The sequence below is a fragment of the Desulfosalsimonas sp. genome (assembly GCF_055149105.1).
The window spans coordinates 18,413-37,213 of the sequence record NZ_JBSRLA010000035.1 but is presented as its reverse complement, the minus strand read 5'-3'; the positions used below and the strand labels follow the sequence as shown (position 1 = coordinate 37,213).

Genomic DNA, 18,801 nt, shown 5'->3' with positions numbered 1-18,801 from the left:
TGATTTTGAGTAACCAATAAGCACAAAGGACTTCCCCAATTCAAGCCCCCTTTTAGGGGGCTACCTGAGGCCACCCGCTACGCGGGTGGAGAATCACTAAACTTGTTGCTATACCTCCAGAAGCAGCTTGTAAATGGATATTATCATCAGCAGATTTTCCCAGAAAACAATCATATGCAGGGCCATAGTTGTCATCCCAGTATGTATTTCTATCAACCAAGGATCTTGCCCAGGAAAGAGCTGGCCATCCTTTGCCTGGACAGATTTGGTAACAAATCCCGCATTTCGTACAGCTTGTTTCGTTGATAACTGGACGGTAACTCTTGGTAATATCAATAATGATGGCTTTTGTTGGGCACATACCCTCGCACGCCCCACAACCACAACATAAATTATTATCAATAATTAATTGTACATTTTTTTTCTTGTTTTTATTCATTTTTTGAAGAACCCGGAAATTTCCGTTCACCTTAAGTCATATTTCAGCCCGGACTTCTTCGGGCTGCCGCTCAGGCTAACGCCTTTTTTGGATTTAATTCTAAGCTTGCCTGCGCTCCAGGTTCGCCGCATCTTCGTCCCGGTGATGCCGGCCGGAGGTAACAAGTTTAATTGCACTGTTCCTCTGAACTTCGTTATACTAATCAACAGAATCAGCGCGTGCTCCTTTGAAACCCTTACCACAATAAGATGTTTTTCTTTTGAATTGATACTTATCATCATAAGATGTTTGAGGCAAGCATGATTAGTTTGCCATGTTTATAAGGGGCATTATTTTCCTAACATACTGTTTATATATGGAAAGCTCCGAGTAAAAGAGGCAGAGTACCTACCGTTTCATCACGGTGGAAAGCGAGGAGATTGAATTTTCCGGTGGCTTCACAAATCTTCACACGCGGGGTTACCTTGAAATTCTTTCAGGAAGTGGCTTCGGGCTGGAAGAAGCTCGTGCATCAATTGAAATCGTGCACTATATCCGCAATGCACAGCCAAAGGGGGCCAGCGGTGAATATCACCCGCTTTGTCAAAAGGCCCTGGCAGGTTAGGAGATCCTGGAGAGGCTAGGAGTGAAAGAGCGTTTCATACATGAATCCGCATACGTGGACGAGGGTGCTGAAATCGGGCAGGGGACCCGGATCTGGCACTTCTGCCATGTGTTTTCAAGTGTTCGGATCAAGGAGGATTGTACCATCGGGCAGAATGTGATGATCGGCCCGGAGGTTGAAATCGGCAGGGGCTGCAAAATCCAGAACAACGTGTCCGTATACAAGGGCGTGACCCTGGAGGATTATGTCTTTTGCGGGCCGTCGATGGTGTTTACCAATATTTACAATCCGCGGGCCAATATAAACCGGATGGACCAGGTGCGGCCGACACTTGTCAGAAAAGGGGCCACGCTTGGGGCTAACTGCACCATTATTTGCGGAAATACCATCGGGCGCTGGGCCATGGTGGGGGCCGGGTCTGTGGTCAACCGGGATGTGGCTGATCATGAGCTTGTGGCTGGCAATCCCTGCAGGCGCATCGGGTGGGTGTGTGAGTGCGGGGGGCGGTTGGATGATGATTTTAGGTGCAAGGAGTGCGGAAAGTTTTGTAAGCGGGATTGACTTTTCTTTACCCGTAATAAAGCCGGTCCACGTGTTTCATAAAACCCCGGAGAATCTGGGGCAGGCCGAATGCAAGGGGTTCGGGGGGGCAGGGACTGGAGCCACCAGCTTTTTTGCCGGTAAGCGGTCATGTTTGTTTTTCCAGTGCAGCCTGGATTGTTCAGGGTAGAAGATAAAGGCGGTGGTTCCGATGGTCAGGCATAAACGATCTGCTCCTGGATCCTTTCTTTCACTGCGGGTTTCAGGCAATGTTCAAATCCAAGATCCACTTTTTTCCCGAATTCATTTTCCAGGAAGCGTTTAAGGCCCAAGAAATTATGTATATTTTTTTTGCTCCCTTCCATTTCAACGACCATATCAATATCACTGGATGAAGACGGTGTTCCGCTGACATAACTGCCAAAAAGGCCAATACGGATGACGCCGAACTGGTCATAAAGCAGTTTTTTGTTTTGATTCAAATAGGTTATAATTTCATTTGAGTTTAACGGCTTCATGCTGGCCCCTTGTTTCAATCAATTGAATATATTTTGATATTAGGTGAATCTGATGCATCGGTCAAGTAATGTATGGCTGGACATGGCAGGCAGATGTCTTCGGCGATCTCTGCAGCGGATTATTTGAGGTTATCGGTGCGGTTGGGCTATTTGCCCAGTTCAGCCGGATCGAAGTTGGAGGCAAAGGGGTTTATGACCTTTACGCCGGCATAATACTGACCCGTATTCAGATCTTCCGATAGGATATAATCACACTCGGCGATTTCTGCCGCAGCGACAATACCGGCGTCCCAGAAGGAAATCCGGTATGAATTCCGGATTTCAACCCCTCGGCGTACCAGGGCAGGTGATGGAGCAATGATTTTAAAAACATCAAGAAGCCTGAGCTGCCTGAGAACGACAGCAGAATCCTGCATCAGTTTTGTCAATGCAATGTTGGCATACTCCTGGAGCACCTGAATGGACAGCACGCCGTTTTTCATCCTCATGCACTTCTGAATGACGTCTATCGCTCTGGCTTGTTTTTCCTGCCCATTCAGATCATTGGCATAAATTACAATATTGGAATCAATAAAATATTGTCTCATTATGCTATTGTATTCCGCTTATGCGCCGCTTCACGGTCAAAAACAAAACCTTCCGGGCTGGCGCCCCCTTTCTGTTTTGCCAGCAAGGCAAATTCCTCTGCGATTTCATCTGTCTCCGGGATATTGGCGAGCTGTTCCATATACTCCCGGATCATCCGGTTCAAACTGGTTCCCTGCCGGGCTGCATATTCCCTTGCTTTTTTTACAAGCTCTTCGTCTGCGGAAAGTGTGATATTCATCATAATCCCCTTTGACACATATTATCCTTATGTGTATACACATAAAACATTTTTTCGCCGGAGTCAAGGCGAAAAGCAGCCCAAATGAATTCCAGCAACCATAGCAGACCGGTTCAAGCCGGCTGTTGAAGTGAATATGGGAAAGGGGGGGCAGATGGTGCAGGGCTGGGTATAAACCGGCGGCATCCGCGAAAATATGTGTTCAGAGAAATTTTTCAACGGAAACATCAAACAGCTCTGCCATCCGTTTTGCCACAGCCTTGCTGATGGGCCGGTGCCCCCGTTCCATATTTGAAATATTCTGCCGAGAGAACTTCCCGATTCTTTTGCCCAATGTTTCCTGGGACAGGCCATGAAGTTTTCGATAAATGGCCATATTTTCTCCCGGTGAAATTTGATGCCGAATATTTCTATACCAATCGCTTTGGGTGATTTCCACCAGTTCTTCGTCTTCGTTTTCAATAACTTCCACATCCCTATATTTTTCTTTCAAGAACTTAATCAGTTCGGCGGAAATCTCGCCTTCCATTCTAATATGGGGCTTTTTCACGACTACCTGCATAATACACCTCAATGACCATATGATCCTGCTCCACCCGCCAGCATGCAACCCATGAATAAGACAGATGGCAGTGATATTCATTGTTGCCAAGCTTGCTGAAATTACGCCATTCGGAACGAACCGGTCCTTTCTGAACCAAATCCTCTACAAGGTTGGCTAAGCGCTTTTGTTCCTTTTCCGGCATTTTCAGAACATGTTTTTGCATTCTTTTTCGAAAAAAAACTCGCCAACGCAAATTGCACTCGCTGTTTCCGGTTATGTATGTTGAGTTTTAAAATCTATTGAAATGTAACCTTTTTTGAGTTACACGTCAACAATAAAAATTAATAGAAGCGAAATTTATTATAATAACGTCTGCTTATCGCTCCAGCAAAAAGCCGGTCTCTGCGGCTGCCATATAGGCTAATGCAGAATTTATAAGCTGGTCCTGCTTGTAAAGGGTTCGGTCCACGAGAAAGGAGTGTTATTTTTTTCAGAGAACAGGCCGGAGAGGTTCGGCCGCGGTCACTTCCTGCAACCATAGCAGACCGGTTCAAGCCGGCTGTTGAAGTGAATATGGGAAAAGGTAAAAGCTTTATGGGAAATACTTGCAGATGTCTTTTTGTGGAGAACGCGACAGGATAAATTTGACCGGATTTTTATTTTTCTTTGGTTGCCTTTTGTGTTATCTTAAACAACCATCAGATCATGCAACTGTTTGATACTTTTATTGATGGCTTCGGAAAATGTCCAATATCCGCGTTGCGCTGCATCCCATCGGAATTTCACGTACTTTATGTACGCCGCATTCCTCGGGATTTGCGGCGCCCCCGGATTTAAAATGGGCTTGAACTTTTTTTTTTGCCATCCCAAACTGACTTTTTACGAGACTGTCTTTATTGAAAAAGACAAATTAAAAGCACACACAGAACTTCGATAACCACGCGGTTTAACAAGGAACAAAGAAAGATGAACACCTTGACCGCTATTATCCACCAGGAGGACGACCTCTATGTGGCCGAGTGCCCGGAAGTCGGAACCGCCAGCCAGGGGACAACCATTGCCGAGGCTATCAGCAACCTGAAGGAGGCAACAGAGTTATACCTGGAAGAATTTCCTTTAAAATCGTTCTCCCGCCCCATTCTTACCACCTTCGAGGTCTCGTCCCGTGCCTGAACTGCCGAAGATCTCCGGCATGGTGCCGGCTCTGCGTTTTTCAAGAAACGGTTTGAAATCAAAATACAATCCCCCGCAAGGCGGATTCATATTCAAGCCGGGTTTCACGATCTGCTTCATAGAGCAGCATTCCGGTTGTAACCGCCTGGTAGGCGGTTTCTATGGAAGCAGCGTTTAAAACAATCACATCGGTCTGCCGGTTTAAAATCATGCTGATTTTTGTGGCGGCCATGTAAGCCGGTGCAGAATTTATGAGCGGGTCCTGCTTGTAAAGGCGTCGGTCCAAAAGAAAGGCCAGGTCTATATCGGAGTTTTTTTTGAATTTTTCCGGATGCAGGGATGAACCGAAAAGATATGAGGCGACAATGGCTTTCCGGGCGTCTTCAGATTCTGAAATATAGCTGATCAGGTGGTGTTTAACCGATTCGGCAAGAGGGTTGTCAGCAATATTTTTTGAATTTTTGTCCATTGGATTTCTTGCTTGGTTGGATTGAGGGGATTTTATTTTTCAGAATGCTGAATGCGGTTTGAAGTTAGAATTCCGGATAAGGTAGCAGACTCAAGGATTCAATAAATCTGAAATCGCGTTGATTTTTTGTAATAAACTTGGTTTGTTTGACAATAGATGTCGCAGCAATAAGCGCATCTGCGATCAGCAATCCATGGCTCAGTCGATATTGGCTTAATAAATCGACGGCCGTATCAGAAATTTTCTCATTGATGCTTATGATCTGAAATCTTTCTAAGAAACGCTTCAATGCTTCCAACTCATTCTTATTCCGGCAGCCAATGATTAATTCCATTTGGGTTACACTGCTGACAGCACCTGAAGATCGCTGTTGTTGGATTTGCTGGAGACAGCCAACTGCTTCATCAACACCACGGGCGGCATCAATTAGAATGTCAGTGTCTATAAGCATCGTATTAATCAGAAGCACCCCATTCAGATGCCCGGACTTTGCGAAGCCATTTGCCGTCTTTCATATCCTCGCGGTCTTTCCAAATCCCGATAAAAGGATCTCTGATAATATCATTTTGCAAAGGCGGTTTGTGCTGCTTTTGATATCGAGTTTTTAAAAAAGAGATGAAATCTACAACTTCCTGTTGTGCTTCAGGAGGCAGTTGACTTATTTCATTATATATTTTATCAGGCTCCATGTATCACCTTTATTTTTCAATTATTGTATGCGAAGCGAAATCGGGCAACGGATCAAAAAATGTATCGGTCATCCTGATTTTTCCCTTGCCGGTGCCGGGCTTGCGATCCTGAGACAGGTGTTTGATGGGAACCAGTTTTGCAACAGGTTGGCCATAACGTGCAATAACGACTTCTTTTCCCTCTGAAATAAGGCGGGAAAGCTGGGTCTTGGCTTTATGAATATTAATCTGTTCCATGCGGAATGCTCCAATTTTAATCGGTTATAAACCAATATTAGTTCAAAGTTGAGATCAAGTCAAGGACATGGCAGGCAGAAAGCCAGGTTTTCATGGTGCAAAACCGGGTCGGGGGCTACAATGAGCTTATAAAGATTTGCCGGCGTGTTTCCGGACCTAGTCTAAAAAGTCGTCAAAATGGGTGAGGTGGTTTCAATTGCTTTCATGGGTTGTTTTTCCGGGATTTGCGCCCGACATGGTTCCGGCTCTGAGTTTTTCAAGAAACGGTTTGAAATCAAAATACGATCCCCGCAAGCCAGATTCATATTCAAGCCGGGTTTCACGATTTGTTTCATAGATCAGCATTCCGGTTGTAACGGCTTGGTAGGCGGTTTCTATGGAAGCAGCGTTTAAAACAATCACATCGGTTTGCCGGCTTAAAATCATGCTGATTTTTGTAGCGGCCATGTAAGCTGGTGCGGAATTTATGAGCGGGTCCTGTTTGTAAAGGCGTCGGTCCAAAAGAAAGGCCAGGTAAAGAATCACCGCCTGTCCTCTGCTACCATTTCGGATGTGGATTTTCCGGCGGCTTTTATGCGGGGGGGAGGTTCTTTGCTAATTGGCTGAGTCGGCATGGCAATCAAGCCGTTTTCGATTAAAGGGCCAAGCGCCTGGCGGATTTCATTGGTTTTTCCGTTTTCCCTGATAATTCTGGCAATGGGTCTGCCCCTTTCGGTGATCAGAATTTCCTCCCCGGATTTTACCCGGGCCAGGTACCGGCTCAGGTTGTTTTTGATGTCTTTGATGCCTGCTGTGTGCATGTCTGGTTCCTCCAAAATATGGCTACTTTTAAAAAAAGTAGCTACTTTTGGTGCAAATGTCAAGGCTGAGAGCCGCAGAATAAAGATCGGCATTTGAGCCCGCCATGGTGTCGGCTCTGAATTTTACAAAGGCGGTTGCGGGGTTTAGGGGTGTTGACATTATATGCATGAATTGTTATTTTTATGCATAAAAAAAGGAGGGTGATTATGCGAACAACTCTTGATTTGCCGGAACACTTAATTGATGAAGCCATGAAACTCACTAAAATCAATACCAAGACACAGCTTATCATAACGGCTTTAGAGGATATGATAAGAAAAGCCAGGCTTTCGGAATTAAAGGAATTTAAAGGCAAGATCGATTTGGACATTGACATGGATGTCATCAGAGGCCGTCAATGCCGGTTTTAGTGGATACATCCATATGGGTTGAATATTTCCGGGGCGGGGAGGCTTGCTCAAAACTTAACGGGTTGATCGATGAAAATCTTGTTGTCCTTACTCCGGCCATTTAAAAAAATTTTGGCGGTATCCATATTGTGCCTCTTGCCGGAATTTTTAGTGGCGGTTAAAATTTTTTCCTTCCTTGATCTTAAATCCTGACCGTCCCATCTACATGGTTTCAGCCGCGTTTACTTCCTGCAACCATAGCAGACCGCTTCAAGTCGGCTGTTGAAATGAATATGAGAAATGGGTTTTTTGCAGATGGTGCAGGGCGGGGGATCGATTGCCCGGGTGACGGGGTTGTAGGTCAAAAAGAATTGGCGGCGTTGTTTGCCGATGGAAAGGCGGCAGGCGATTTTTTTGGCCGGTGTCCGGATGTACATGGCCGCGGCAAGCTGAAGGTGCACTTTGATGCTGTATTTTTTCAACAGGTCTTCTTTTTTGCTGGCAAGCTCGGCGGGAATCGCATCGATCTTTGCCTGGCGGTCGCTTCGGGCGCTTTCAGACAGCCCGGGTTTTTCCAGGCTTTTCTGCATCTCCGCTTCCAGGCTGCTGTAATATTCCTCCAGGTTTGCAATATCGCGCTGAAACCGGCGGTTCATGCTGGCATGAAACATCGCAAGCCGGTCTTCTAAAAGTCCGCGGGCGGTCTGTTCCATTTTTTCGGCCAGGGGGGTGATTTTATGCTTTATATCCGTGTCGGGCCGGGTAAAAGCAGTGCGGAATCCGCCTGTATCGAACGCCTCGGCCATAGCCGGTACGACTCCGCCGGTATCGGTATTGAATACAATTGTCAAAAGCCCTTCTTTCTGCTCGTCGCTTAAGGCTGTGTAGCGGCAGGACACCTGGACATATTCGGCTGTCACTGCAGCAACTGTTTCTATGGCGGCGGTTGCGCCGTAAAATGTCAGTTGGTCTTCGAGAAGCCGGTCAAATCCGCCGTTTTTGATGTAATCAAATTCCAGCCGGCAGCCTGCTATGGGGATTGTTTCCAGTGTGTTGCCAATCATTCGCTCCAATATGGGGGTGCCGTATGTCACGGTATAATGATAGTCCCGGTCTTCGGCGTCTCCGCCATCCTCCGAAATCCGGATGTGCTCGGGCACTTCCAGCAGGGTGCGCAATCGTTCCGGAACCAGCGCTTCTATAGCCGAGGTGTCATTTTCCACGGCAGCATCGTGGAGCTGCAGAAAACGCCGGGCGAATTCCAGGGGTTGGATTCGTGTATCCGAATCAGGCCTCATAGTTTTCCCCAAACAGTTTCTCATCCAGGGTTTTGGTTTTTTCGTAGCCCGTCCGGCATCGTTTCAGCCGGGTTCCAAGCTTGTCAAAGGCTTCTTTCCGCTCATCTTCAGAGGCCGCATTGATCCAGAGATCGTAGACCAGGTCGGCAAAATCCTGCTCGCCCCGCATGCGGCCCATGATCATGTCGATCTCGCCGATGACCATTTCAAACATGTTGATTTTGCGGTCCAGAATATCAAGAATGGATTCTTCGACTGTTCCGGCGGCGCAAAGATTATAGATCATCACTTCACGGGTCTGGCCAATGCGGTGAATGCGGCCGATGCGCTGCTCGATGCGCATGGGGTTCCACGGCAGGTCATAGTTGATCATCCGGCTGCAGAACTGGAGGTTCCGGCCTTCACCGCCGAGTTCCGTGGTGAGCAGCACCTTGTTTTCGGTTTTGAATTTATCGATTTCACGGTCTTTTTCCGCATTGGGCATCTGCCCGTGAAACAGGCTGTGAGCGACTTTGTGCCATGCCAGCACATCCGAGAGATGATCCAGGGTGGCGCGGTATTTGACAAAAATAATGATTTTTTCGTTTGCCCCCTGTATCAGTTGCAGGGTTATTTTGTTTTTACCGGTATCGTCCATGGATCTCACCAGGTTGCGGATGGCCTGGATTTCCTCCTGCTGGCGGTTTAACAGTTCAAGTTTGCCCGTCATACCAGACAGGGTCTTTTCCACCGCCGCGGGCGAGGAGCCTGCCTCTGCCAGCAGATGTTTTAATATCATTCGGTTTTGGGTGCCATTGGATGCATTGATATCCTGAACCAGGCCGGTAACCCGCCGGTAAACTTCAATCTCCGCAGAAGTGGGCTTTGTGCTGATGGTTTCGGCAAACCGGGGCGGAATCCGGATATTGGCTACAGCCCGGGTGTTGCGAATCATCACCTGATCGAGCAGCCCCTTTAACAGCGTTCGGTTTTTGGGGTCCGTGGGATCGCCCCGGGTCATGAACTCTTCCTTGAAAGCAGAGGCGGTTTTGAGCTGTCCGGGTTTGAGCAGCGTGATCAGGTTGTAGAGCTCCATCAGGTTGTTTTCCACCGGTGTGGCGGTGAGCATCAGCAGGAAACGTTTTTTCAGGGAATTGAGCAGTTTCCAGTTAAGGGTGTTTTTGTTTTTGAAATGATGGGCCTCGTCCGCAATGACAAGATCCCACTCCCGGCTGACCACGGCGGAGAAATTCTTTTTGGATTTGGCGATATTGACAGAGGCCACGATACGGGGCTGCTGCCAGAAGGACTCGCCCATGGTCCGAAAATCCCGGTCGTCAGTAGACAAAAAGTCCAGGCTGAATTTGGAGCTGAGTTCCTCCTGCCACTGGCTGACAAGGGGTGTAGGGGTCAGAATCAAAACACTTCCGGCCATGCGGCGCATCAGGTATTCCTTTAGCACCATGCAGGCTTCAATGGTTTTGCCCATTCCGACCTCGTCGGCAAGCAGCGCCCGGCCACGGAAGGTTTTCAGGATTTTACGGGCGGTTTCTTCCTGGTAAGTCAGGGAGCTGATTCCCTCTAGCGTATTTAAGCACAGCAGGTGGTCAAAGGTTTCCCTGAAGCGGAGCCGGAGGGCATCCATGACAAGATCGTATGCCTCAGCGGAGGCCGGGCTTGCCTGGGCAAGGGCATTTGCCATACTGTCTTGCCCTGTTTCCAGGCGAACTTCAATTTCAGGCGCGGATTCTTTGAATGCCGGCTCTGTTGCTGCTGTCGGTTCAACGGATTTTTTCGATTCCCGGGGTTTTGATGGTTGCTGCTTTACGCTCTTATCCGAATCGACACCAGAGCCGGCGGCAGAATTCCGGGACGCCCCGCCCGACCGGAGTTTGCCTGTGCCGGGCCGGGCTTCGGACTCCCGGGCGGGCTGCATTTGCCCGTAATCCTGTATGGCCGAACTGTATTCAATGATTTCAAGCAGGTGTTTTTCAAACTGCTTCGGTTTTTTCAGGTTCAGGGTTTTCCGCCGGGAATAGAAGGCATCGGCGATTTGCAGGGCCTGCTCGAACTCGCCGAAATGGATCAGGTTCGAACACAGAACCAGAATGGTCTCATTTTCTTCTGGTGTGTTGGCAAGCAATCCGCGTTCATAAAGCTGAAGCAAACCGTCCCGGATCAGTTCGTTTCTGTCCATGCTGCTGCCCAGCCGGGCGAGTTCAAACAGGGCATCCCGGTTATCCGGATCCCGCTTGACAGCCTTTTTCAGAAAGTTCTCGGCTTTTTTGTAATTCTGAATATCTTTGTAATACAGAGCGCCCTCAAGATAGAACCCGGCCTTCTCCTTCCGCGCCTGGTTTGCGGATTGTCGCTGGAATTCTTTCTGCCGTTGTTGTTTTCGTCGGGAGCGATTTTTTCCTGAACCTGATTTCGCCATAGCCATATTTTATTAAAGGATAACAGATTTAAGGTTTGTTTCGCTTGAAAGCCTATCTTTTTTTATGCATAGTGTCTTTCGGTATTTAATCGCTTGGAGTTTTCGAGGATGCCACTGATGGATGAAAATAGTTTAAAACAAGGGTTAAGTCAATAGGCTATGCAGTGTCAAGTATGATCTGACCTCAAATTCTGCATCGGGCGGAGGATCAATATCAATGTAAAAGATGCCCGAAAAAATATCAACCGGCTGCTCGATCAGGTCAATGCAGGAAAAGCATAATCTCTGATAGAATTTCATAAAAAGAATTGAAGGAAAACCAAAATGAAGCGGGCTGAGATTTTACAGGCGTTGCGCGAATATAAGAGGAACAACGGGCCAAAATATGGGGTTCAGAAAATCGGCGTATTCGGTTCGGTTGCCAGGGGATCAATGGAAGAGGGCAGTGATCTTGATATTGTTGTCAGTCTCCGGGAACAGGATCTGTTTTGTTTAATCGGAATCAAGCAGGACCTTGAAGAGCGGTTGCATACAAAAATCGATGTCGTGAGTTATCGCCCGAAAATGAATTCATTTTTAAAAGAGCGGATTGATCGGGAAGCGGTGTATGTATGATTTGAATTTAAGTTTGCATATTCCCTCAATTTTCACTATACGAAACATTCATTTATCGTAACCGGTTACTCTTTTGGCCGTTTCCAAATCAACCGTGTCTTCTTCTGCTGTTTCCTCTATTGCTTTTGCCAATCCGTAGTCTATCAGAATCTCTTCGATTTTTTTATAGGTGCTGTAATCCAGCACAACGCTTTTTATATGACCTTCCTGATCCTTTGATTCCAGATCGCGCCTCAACGCAATAAAATGCTGGTAAGTATTTGCCCATTCGATAAAATCTTCGGAATCTTCGGCCTGGCCTTTGCAAAATTGGTTGTAAAATTCCTCTGAGGCCATATTATACCGATCCTCATAGCGCATAAGGCGCTTGGTGACTGCTATCAAGGCATCTACAGAGGTGTTATGTGTTATTGTATTTTTTTTCATGGCCAGCCTCTTATTTTATCGGATTGCGCTCATTTTACCTTTACATTAATGCAAAATACCTGTCAGGTCAATCCGTAACGCGGCTTTAACAGCGGGAGCGGGGGTTTTGAAAAAAGCGGGGCCGTTGCGGAGGTTGATCTTTTCTGGCGTGTCTGTTAATGGCTTTGTATGTCCGGGCCGGGGTGGTTCCGGGTGTGCGGGTTGATGCAATGGGCGGAACATGGCGGAGGAAAAAATCATGGAGATGCTGAGTCCTGAATATATCCGGAGCCGGGTGGCGGATACAGACATTATTTTCAAGCGCGGTCAGCGGCTGTTTGAATACGGGGCATGCGTGGGCCGAAACCTGGATCCGGACAACGGGCAGTTTGAATATGCTGTTGACGGCAGTTACGGCGATTACACCATCCGGATCCGGGCCAACGGCGATGGCCTGGAGACCAGCTGCGACTGCCCTTATCCGGGTGAAGGGTGCAAGCACATTGTGGCTGCGCTGCTCGATATTTCACAAAACATTCAATACCAGGAAGCAGCCGCGGCTGAACCGGAACCGCAGTCCCCGTATCTGAGCCCGGAAGAAATACGGGCCCAGGCCATAGAAGACCGAAAGAAACGCGCCAGGACTGAAAAACTGCAGATTACCGCAGGGGATATGTTTAAAGGCGAGCACCTGGTGCAAACCCCGGCGGGCAAACAATACACGGTCATTTTCCATGATCCGGCAAACGGCATTGGCCGCTGCTCCTGCCCGGATTTTGCCACAAACCGGCTCAATACCTGCAAGCACCTGATTGCCGTGCATCTGTATCTCAAGAGGCAGAAAGGTTTTCAAAAAGCCGCAGCCAGGGAAGTTTTTCCGTTTGTGGATATTTTCTGGGACTCGGCCGCCCGGCGGCCCCGGCTGTTTTGCGAAGATCCCCAAAACGAGCCAGAAGAGATCCGGCAGGTCATTGAAGAACATTTTGATGACAGCGGGCTTTTTCAAAACAGTGACTTGGGGGCGTTTACGCCTTTGCTTTCCCTGCCGGAGCAGTCAAAGCGGGTGCGCATTGACGGCCTGGTGTGGAAAAAACTGGATCAATACTGGACCGAGCGGCAGATGGCAGAGCTTGCCCAGGAAAGCCGGCCGGATTTTTCCGTGATCAAAACCCCTCTTTACCCTTACCAGGAAGAGGGGGTGCGGTTTTGTCTTTATAAAAAAGCCGCATTGATCGGCGATGAGATGGGGCTTGGAAAAACCCTTCAGGCGGTGGCAGCCGCCATTTTGAAAAAAGAGATTTTCGGGTTTTCCCGGGTGCTGGTGGTGACTCTGGCGTCTTTAAAGGAGCAGTGGAAACGGGAAATCGAGCGGTTTACGGATGAGGAGGCGGTGATTGTGGCCGGAAGCGCTGAAGCCCGGCGACGGATTTACAAAACCGACCCGACGCTGTTTAAAATCACCAATTATGAGGCGGTGCTGCGCGATGTGGGGCCCATCTCCCGGTTTAAACCGGATCTGGTCATTCTTGACGAAGCCCAGCGAATCAAGAATTTCAACACCAAGACCGCGGATGCGGTCAAAAGCATTCCGCGCAAACATGCCATGGTGCTCACGGGCACGCCTTTGGAAAACAAGCTCGAGGATGTTTATTCCATTGTCCAGTTTCTGGATCCGGACCGGCTGTCGCCGCTGTGGGCCTTTGCAGCAGATCATTTCATGCTCAGCCGGGACAAAAAGGGCAAGATCCTGGGGTATCGGAACCTGGAGAAGCTGCATCAGGAGCTTCAGTCCATTGTGATCCGCCGCAGGAAAAAGGACGTGCTTGACCAGCTGCCCGATGAAATCGTCAACAATTATTATATTGCGCTTTCGGATCAGCAGTACAAAATTCATGGGGGATACAGCCAGTCGCTGCTGCCTCTGATCAACAAAAAATTTCTCACGCCCATGGATCTGCGGCGCATCCAGGAGCTGCTGCTCAAAATGCGTCAGGTCTGCAATTCCACCTATCTGATTGACCGGAAAACCCAGATATCGCCGAAATTAAAGGAGCTTGAATCCATTCTGACCGATCTGGGCATGGACGAGGGCCGGAAAATCGTTATTTTTTCCGAATGGACGACCATGACCTACCTGATTGCCCGGCAATTGTCCAATGCGGGCATTTCTTTTGTGGAGCTTTCCGGAAAGATTCCTGTCAACCGGCGCCAGGCCCTGATTGATGAATTTACAAACAACCCGGACTGCCGGGTGTTTTTGTCCACGGATGCCGGGGGCACCGGGCTCAACCTTCAGGCAGCCGACTGCGTGATCAATTTTGAGCTGCCCTGGAATCCCGCGCGCATGAACCAGCGCATCGGCCGAATCAGCAGAATCGGCCAGAAAAGCGGTGCGGTCAACGTCATCAATCTGATTGCCAAAAACAGTATCGAAGAACGCATTTATGCGGGCATTCAGCTCAAAACCGACCTGTTTCAGGGGGTTTTTGACGGGGCCACGGACATGGTGGAATTTTCCCGGGAAAAGCGGACAGAATTGCTCAATCAGCTGCGGGAAATGATGCAGGAAGAGCCCGAACCGGTGATGTCCGAACAAAGGGCGGCTGAAGAAATCCCGGAGGATACGCCCCATTACCTGAACCCTTCGGTTTTTGAAAATCAGGATGCAGCCCTGGCCTATGATGCTGAAGAGGCGCCCGCAGAGGAAAGCAGCAGTGAAGGGGCAGCCGCGTTTGCAGATCAGCCTCCGGAAAAAATGGAGGAAGTGCTCAATACCGGAATGGCCTTTATCGGCGGGTTGCTGGAGATGGCCACAGGGAAAAAGATGGAAACCAGCGACGCGGATGACAAGATGATCCGAATTGACAAGGACACCGGAGAGGTGACCATGAAGTTTAAACTGCCGGGGTTTTGATCAATTCGCTGCTTTTATGGACAAATGTTGCAAATCATATTGAGAGGATATATAAAAATGGTATAGTAGCATGTGATATCAATTGGTTTTATGAGGGGGAGTCAGAATATGGAAGCCAGGGATATTGAAAGCCGAATCAATGAATTGCCTGAGGATTTAAAAAAAGAAGTAATCGATTTCATCGATTTTTTAATAATGAAAAAAAAGCAGGGCCGAAGCTTTGGCGATTTTGGCTTCAAATGGGAAGGCGGGTTGGCTGAAATCAGGGATCAATATTCTTCTGTGGCTCTTCAGCATCAGGCAAATGACTGGCGATGATTTAATGAATTCCAAAATAGCAGGTCTTTTTGAAAAAATGAAATCCAAAAATTTCTTCTGGAGTTATTCCAAAGAGATCTCCCTGGAAGAAATCAATACTGCACTGCTTGTGGAAACGGTTTTAAAGTACGGCGATGTGGAGGACATCAATCTGCTTTTCAACCATTATAATGAAGCCGATCTCAAAGAAATCTGGATCCAACGCCTTGTATTTGACGAGCGCTTTGAAAAATTAAATTTTTATCTCGCCAGAATTTTTTTCAACACAGACCTTGACCGGCTGAAGCAGGAACGAAAGGGTTATGACCGGGCAGCCAAACTTAGAATGCTTGCTGCCGGATACGCGGCAGGCACTGACAAAACTGGCAGCAGAAGCTGACTTTTTATCCAATTATTGTCGCGCTGAAAAAGCAGCCAAAATGATCCGGCCATGAAACAAAAGCAGATCAACTGGCATCAATGGCAGGACTGGGTCGCTCGGGCCGGTAAGGAGCTTGGACTTGGTCTGGATAATTATAAAATCGGGCAGTTGGAAGTGTTTGCTAAAGAACTGCTTGAAGCCGGCCAGCGTCTGAATCTCACCAGTGTGGATGATCCTTTGGAGATTGCGGAAAACCTGATGATTGATTCCATGGTGCCGGCAAAATGGATTGACCCGGGAGCGCGGGTGCTGGATCTGGGAACCGGGGCCGGTCTGCCCGGGATTCCCATGAAGATCGGATTTCCGGGGCTGGACATGACTTTGATTGACAGCCGGCGCAAGCGGATCAGTTTTGTGGGGTATATGATCCGGCGGCTGGGGCTGGAAAACATTTACGCCCGGCATGCCCGGGCCGAGGACCTGGCAGGGGCAGGTGAAAAGTTTGACGTGGTGGTCACCCGGGCGGTATCTTCGCTGGGTGAACTCATCGGGCTGGCCGCGCCGTTGCTCAATTCCGGGGGCATGCTCATGGCCATGAAGGGCAGGGGGGTTGCGGACGAACTGGCCCAGGCAGGGCTTGGCGGCCTGGAAAATCATGACAGCCGGGTAAGGATTGAAAATTACCGGCTGCCGGGGCTTGGAATTGATCGGGTGGTGGTGATGGTCAAAGCTGATTTGTAATTTCTTCTTGACTTTTTTGGTTATGCTTTATTAGCATATACACGACATATCATTTCAGGTGCCTTATAGAGGCTGAAAAGGGAACCCCGTTAAAATCGGGGACGGGCCCGCCGCTGTGATTGGGGACGAAAGCCGCACAAAGCCACTTTTTCAAAAAAATGAAAAGGGAAGGCGCGGCAACTCGGATGATCCAAGAGTCAGAAGACCTGCCTGAATGAGAAGAAAACCTCCGGGATATGCGCGGACCAGAAAACCCGGCGGCTGCATGGTATCTGAGGATAAAAAAGGGACATCCCCGGATCGATGAAAATATCGGTCCGGGGATTTTTTTTGGCCCGGGCCGGCAACACCTTTAATCACCTGCGGAGGAAAATGATGAAAAAATGGAGCCGATTTTTAATCTGTATTTCAGTGTTGTTATGCATGCCAGGATTGGTTCTGGCCCAGGACGGCGAGGCCAGGTCTGCCACCTCGCTTGAAGAAGTGGTGGTGACGGCCACCCGGCAGGAAGAGGCCATTTCATCCGTGCCAGCCAATATATCAGTGATCACGGAAGAAGAAATTCAAAATTCGCCTGCCCGGGATGTGCCTGATCTTCTGCGCACCGAAGCCGGGGTTCACGTAAGTGACATTTCCGGCAACCGGCGCTCTTATAGTGTTGATCTGCGGGGATTTGGCGAAACCGCTTCAATGAACACCCTTGTACTGGTTGACGGCAGAAAAATCAATTCCCCGGATTTAAGCGCAACGGACTGGACCCTGATTCCGGTGGACCGCATTGAGCGAATTGAAATCATCCGGGGCGGCCGGGGCAGTGTTTTGTACGGGGACAATGCAGCCGGCGGGGCCATCAACATCATCACCAAGCAGGGCAAGGGTTTTGACGCCAGTGCAGATGTGGCCGGGGGCAGCTATGACACCGGCAAGGCCAACGCCCAGATCAGCGGGTCGCACAAGGATCTGTCTTATTCTTTGACCGGCAGTTACTATACGTCTGACGGGTACAGGGACAATTCCGATACCCGGGCAAAGGATGTTGGGGTGAACCTGGATTATTTTGCCAGCGACCGGGTGAAGCTTTATTTCAGCTCCGGGTATCATGAGGACAAAACCGGGCTTCCGGGCGATATTTCCGAAAGCGAGTTTCAGGCCGGGGCCTCCAGAACCGATACCTTTAGCCCGGATGACTATTCCGAAACCGAAGATTATTACATCAAGGCTGGCCCGGAAATATTTTTTTTAAACGACAGCTTGTTTAAAATTGATTTTTCGTATCGAAACCGGGAGGCATCCTCTTTTTTATATGGCTCCCAAAGGGATCAGGAGATTGATACCATTACTGTTTCACCACAGGTTGTTTTCAGGGAGAAAATTTTCAACCTCGATAACAGTCTGACCCTTGGCCTTGATTTTATCGAGGATGAATCCGAGGTGGCAGCCGACTATCTACCCGGAACAGAGGAAATTACCAAGGAAAACTGGGGGCTCTACGTGCATGACCAGCTTTCGGTTACGGATCGGCTATCTGTTTCTGCCGGCTATAGATATGACGAGGTGGAATATACATTCAAGCCCCAAACACTGCAGCGGATCAAATCCGATGAAAACCTTTTTACCGGCGGGGTCACATACAATTACACCAAACGGTCCCATGTCTATGCCAGTTACAGCCGAAGCTTCAGATATCCTGCCATTGATGAACTCACCTATGCTCCGGATATACTCGAGCCGCAGACTTCGGATGATTATGAAGTTGGTTTCCGGCATTATTTTTCAGACGCCTTTTATGCCAAGGTGAATTTTTTCCGCATTGATACGGAAAATGAGCTTTTGTACGACCCCAGTATTCCTTTTGGATTTTTCCAGGGGGCCAATACCAACTTTGAAGATGAAACACGGCGCGAAGGCGTGGAGATTTCCGCAGGCCATAAATTTGCCTATGTTGACCTCAAAGGCACCTATTCATACACCGATGCTGAAATCAGGGGTGGACAATATGACGGAAACGATTTTCCCGGGGTGCCGGAGCATCAGGCCAGCGCCACCACAACATTTTATCCGATGAAAAATCTTTCCGTGGCATTAACCGGGGTATACGTGGGCGAGCGACCCTTTATCAGTGATTTTGCCAATGCAGCGGATGATCAGGATGACTATTTTGTCGCCAATACCAAAATCCGTTATCAATGGGACAAAATGAGTGCGTATTTGAATGTCAACAACCTGTTTAACAAGAAATATGAGGAATACGGGACCTATTATGGTCAACGGGCCTATTACCCGTCACCCAAAATCAATTTTCTCCTCGGCTTTACCATGAAGCTGTAGGTGAAAAGTCCCGGGCCGCCATCCCGGGGCTTTTCAAAAAATGCAGGGGAGGCCGGTGCGGCTTCCATGACAGGGAATTACCTCCTCCTCCGATTCCCTTCAAACGGCGGGCGAAAGCCCGCCGCTGCATTTTTTGGCCATCTATCCCCCTGGATGATATATTTCATGCATGGCCT

At 48.6% G+C, this 18,801-nt stretch carries 23 protein-coding genes and 1 riboswitch; of the genes, 9 read left to right on the top strand and 14 right to left on the bottom strand.

Translation table 11 applies throughout. The annotated features are described in order from the left end of the window. Positions 1-52: 52 nt before the first annotated feature. Entirely contained in the window at positions 53-439 is a 387-nt protein-coding gene (locus ACTCIA_RS09840) for a 4Fe-4S binding protein (RefSeq protein ID WP_463001640.1), read from the bottom strand. Positions 440-1,064: 625 nt separating this feature from the next. Here ACTCIA_RS09840 and ACTCIA_RS09835 point away from each other — a divergent pair. Then, positions 1,065-1,604 (top strand): acyltransferase, encoded by a 540-nt coding sequence (locus ACTCIA_RS09835; protein WP_463001639.1) that lies wholly within the window; start codon positions 1,065-1,067, stop codon positions 1,602-1,604. 194 nt (positions 1,605-1,798) lie between these two features. Here ACTCIA_RS09835 and ACTCIA_RS09830 read toward each other — a convergent pair whose 3' ends face one another. The 4 genes from ACTCIA_RS09830 to ACTCIA_RS09815 form a co-directional block, all read right to left on the bottom strand. Next, the gene (locus tag ACTCIA_RS09830; protein ID WP_463001638.1) at positions 1,799-2,101 is read right to left on the bottom strand and encodes a nucleotidyltransferase family protein; all 303 of its coding nucleotides are present in this window, start codon (positions 2,099-2,101) and stop codon (positions 1,799-1,801) included. A 146-nt stretch (positions 2,102-2,247) separates the two neighbouring features. Beyond that, positions 2,248-2,688: a PIN domain-containing protein gene (locus ACTCIA_RS09825; protein ID WP_463001637.1), complete on the bottom strand. Its 441-nt coding sequence runs from the start codon at positions 2,686-2,688 to the stop codon at positions 2,248-2,250. After that, positions 2,688-2,930, bottom strand: a complete 243-nt coding sequence (locus tag ACTCIA_RS09820; RefSeq protein WP_463001636.1) for a DUF6364 family protein — start codon at positions 2,928-2,930, stop codon at positions 2,688-2,690. Before ACTCIA_RS09820 ends, ACTCIA_RS09825 begins: the two co-directional genes overlap by 1 nt. Positions 2,931-3,129: 199 nt before the next feature. Next, positions 3,130-3,489 (bottom strand): helix-turn-helix domain-containing protein, encoded by a 360-nt coding sequence (locus tag ACTCIA_RS09815; RefSeq protein WP_463001635.1) that lies wholly within the window; start codon positions 3,487-3,489, stop codon positions 3,130-3,132. A 948-nt stretch (positions 3,490-4,437) separates the two neighbouring features. Here ACTCIA_RS09815 and ACTCIA_RS09810 point away from each other — a divergent pair. Further along, positions 4,438-4,644: a type II toxin-antitoxin system HicB family antitoxin gene (locus tag ACTCIA_RS09810; RefSeq protein WP_463001634.1), complete on the top strand. Its 207-nt coding sequence runs from the start codon at positions 4,438-4,440 to the stop codon at positions 4,642-4,644. A 58-nt stretch (positions 4,645-4,702) separates the two neighbouring features. On the opposite strand, the gene mntA is transcribed toward ACTCIA_RS09810, so the two are convergent. The 6 genes from mntA to ACTCIA_RS09780 form a co-directional block, all read right to left on the bottom strand. Then, positions 4,703-5,113 carry a type VII toxin-antitoxin system MntA family adenylyltransferase antitoxin gene (mntA, locus tag ACTCIA_RS09805; RefSeq protein WP_463001633.1) on the bottom strand — a complete coding sequence of 137 codons (411 nt, stop codon included), beginning with the start codon at positions 5,111-5,113 and terminating at the stop codon, positions 4,703-4,705. A gap of 64 nt (positions 5,114-5,177) precedes the next feature. Further along, positions 5,178-5,564 carry a PIN domain-containing protein gene (locus ACTCIA_RS09800; RefSeq protein ID WP_463001632.1) on the bottom strand — a complete coding sequence of 129 codons (387 nt, stop codon included), beginning with the start codon at positions 5,562-5,564 and terminating at the stop codon, positions 5,178-5,180. A 4-nt stretch (positions 5,565-5,568) separates the two neighbouring features. Then, entirely contained in the window at positions 5,569-5,802 is a 234-nt protein-coding gene (locus ACTCIA_RS09795; protein WP_463001631.1) for a DUF2281 domain-containing protein, read from the bottom strand. A 9-nt stretch (positions 5,803-5,811) separates the two neighbouring features. Next, the gene (locus tag ACTCIA_RS09790) at positions 5,812-6,039 is read right to left on the bottom strand and encodes a type II toxin-antitoxin system Phd/YefM family antitoxin (protein WP_463001630.1); all 228 of its coding nucleotides are present in this window, start codon (positions 6,037-6,039) and stop codon (positions 5,812-5,814) included. Between the two features lie 192 nt (positions 6,040-6,231). Beyond that, entirely contained in the window at positions 6,232-6,486 is a 255-nt protein-coding gene (locus tag ACTCIA_RS09785) for a nucleotidyltransferase domain-containing protein (protein ID WP_463001629.1), read from the bottom strand. A gap of 74 nt (positions 6,487-6,560) precedes the next feature. Continuing rightward, positions 6,561-6,839 carry a type II toxin-antitoxin system Phd/YefM family antitoxin gene (locus tag ACTCIA_RS09780; RefSeq protein WP_463001628.1) on the bottom strand — a complete coding sequence of 93 codons (279 nt, stop codon included), beginning with the start codon at positions 6,837-6,839 and terminating at the stop codon, positions 6,561-6,563. 207 nt (positions 6,840-7,046) lie between these two features. Between ACTCIA_RS09780 and ACTCIA_RS09775 the strand changes: the two genes are divergently transcribed. After that, positions 7,047-7,250, top strand: a complete 204-nt coding sequence (locus ACTCIA_RS09775) for a type II toxin-antitoxin system VapB family antitoxin (RefSeq protein ID WP_463001627.1) — start codon at positions 7,047-7,049, stop codon at positions 7,248-7,250. 221 nt (positions 7,251-7,471) lie between these two features. Here ACTCIA_RS09775 and ACTCIA_RS09770 read toward each other — a convergent pair whose 3' ends face one another. Both ACTCIA_RS09770 and ACTCIA_RS09765 read right to left on the bottom strand, forming a co-directional pair. Beyond that, complete coding sequence (locus ACTCIA_RS09770) at positions 7,472-8,527, bottom strand: hypothetical protein (RefSeq protein WP_463001626.1); 1,056 nt, start codon at positions 8,525-8,527, stop codon at positions 7,472-7,474. Beyond that, positions 8,517-10,943 carry an SNF2-related protein gene (locus tag ACTCIA_RS09765; protein WP_463001625.1) on the bottom strand — a complete coding sequence of 809 codons (2,427 nt, stop codon included), beginning with the start codon at positions 10,941-10,943 and terminating at the stop codon, positions 8,517-8,519. Before ACTCIA_RS09765 ends, ACTCIA_RS09770 begins: the two co-directional genes overlap by 11 nt. A gap of 324 nt (positions 10,944-11,267) precedes the next feature. Between ACTCIA_RS09765 and ACTCIA_RS09760 the strand changes: the two genes are divergently transcribed. Further along, the gene (locus tag ACTCIA_RS09760) at positions 11,268-11,558 is read left to right on the top strand and encodes a nucleotidyltransferase family protein (RefSeq protein ID WP_463001624.1); all 291 of its coding nucleotides are present in this window, start codon (positions 11,268-11,270) and stop codon (positions 11,556-11,558) included. A 48-nt stretch (positions 11,559-11,606) separates the two neighbouring features. Here ACTCIA_RS09760 and tumA read toward each other — a convergent pair whose 3' ends face one another. Further along, the gene (gene tumA, locus ACTCIA_RS09755) at positions 11,607-11,984 is read right to left on the bottom strand and encodes an antitoxin TumA (RefSeq protein WP_463001623.1); all 378 of its coding nucleotides are present in this window, start codon (positions 11,982-11,984) and stop codon (positions 11,607-11,609) included. A 220-nt stretch (positions 11,985-12,204) separates the two neighbouring features. Between tumA and ACTCIA_RS09750 the strand changes: the two genes are divergently transcribed. From ACTCIA_RS09750 to ACTCIA_RS09730, 5 genes are all read left to right on the top strand, one after another. Then, entirely contained in the window at positions 12,205-14,877 is a 2,673-nt protein-coding gene (locus ACTCIA_RS09750; RefSeq protein WP_463001622.1) for a DEAD/DEAH box helicase, read from the top strand. Between the two features lie 108 nt (positions 14,878-14,985). Next, complete coding sequence (locus ACTCIA_RS09745) at positions 14,986-15,195, top strand: DUF2281 domain-containing protein (protein ID WP_463001621.1); 210 nt, start codon at positions 14,986-14,988, stop codon at positions 15,193-15,195. A gap of 37 nt (positions 15,196-15,232) precedes the next feature. Further along, on the top strand, positions 15,233-15,574 hold the full coding sequence (locus ACTCIA_RS09740; protein WP_463001620.1) for a hypothetical protein: 342 nt from the start codon (positions 15,233-15,235) through the stop codon (positions 15,572-15,574). Between the two features lie 51 nt (positions 15,575-15,625). After that, complete coding sequence (gene rsmG / locus ACTCIA_RS09735; RefSeq protein ID WP_463001619.1) at positions 15,626-16,297, top strand: 16S rRNA (guanine(527)-N(7))-methyltransferase RsmG; 672 nt, start codon at positions 15,626-15,628, stop codon at positions 16,295-16,297. A 39-nt stretch (positions 16,298-16,336) separates the two neighbouring features. After that, positions 16,337-16,525: riboswitch (cobalamin riboswitch) on the top strand. A 195-nt stretch (positions 16,526-16,720) separates the two neighbouring features. Next, entirely contained in the window at positions 16,721-18,625 is a 1,905-nt protein-coding gene (locus ACTCIA_RS09730; RefSeq protein WP_463001618.1) for a TonB-dependent receptor, read from the top strand. The last annotated feature ends 176 nt before the right edge of the window (positions 18,626-18,801 follow it).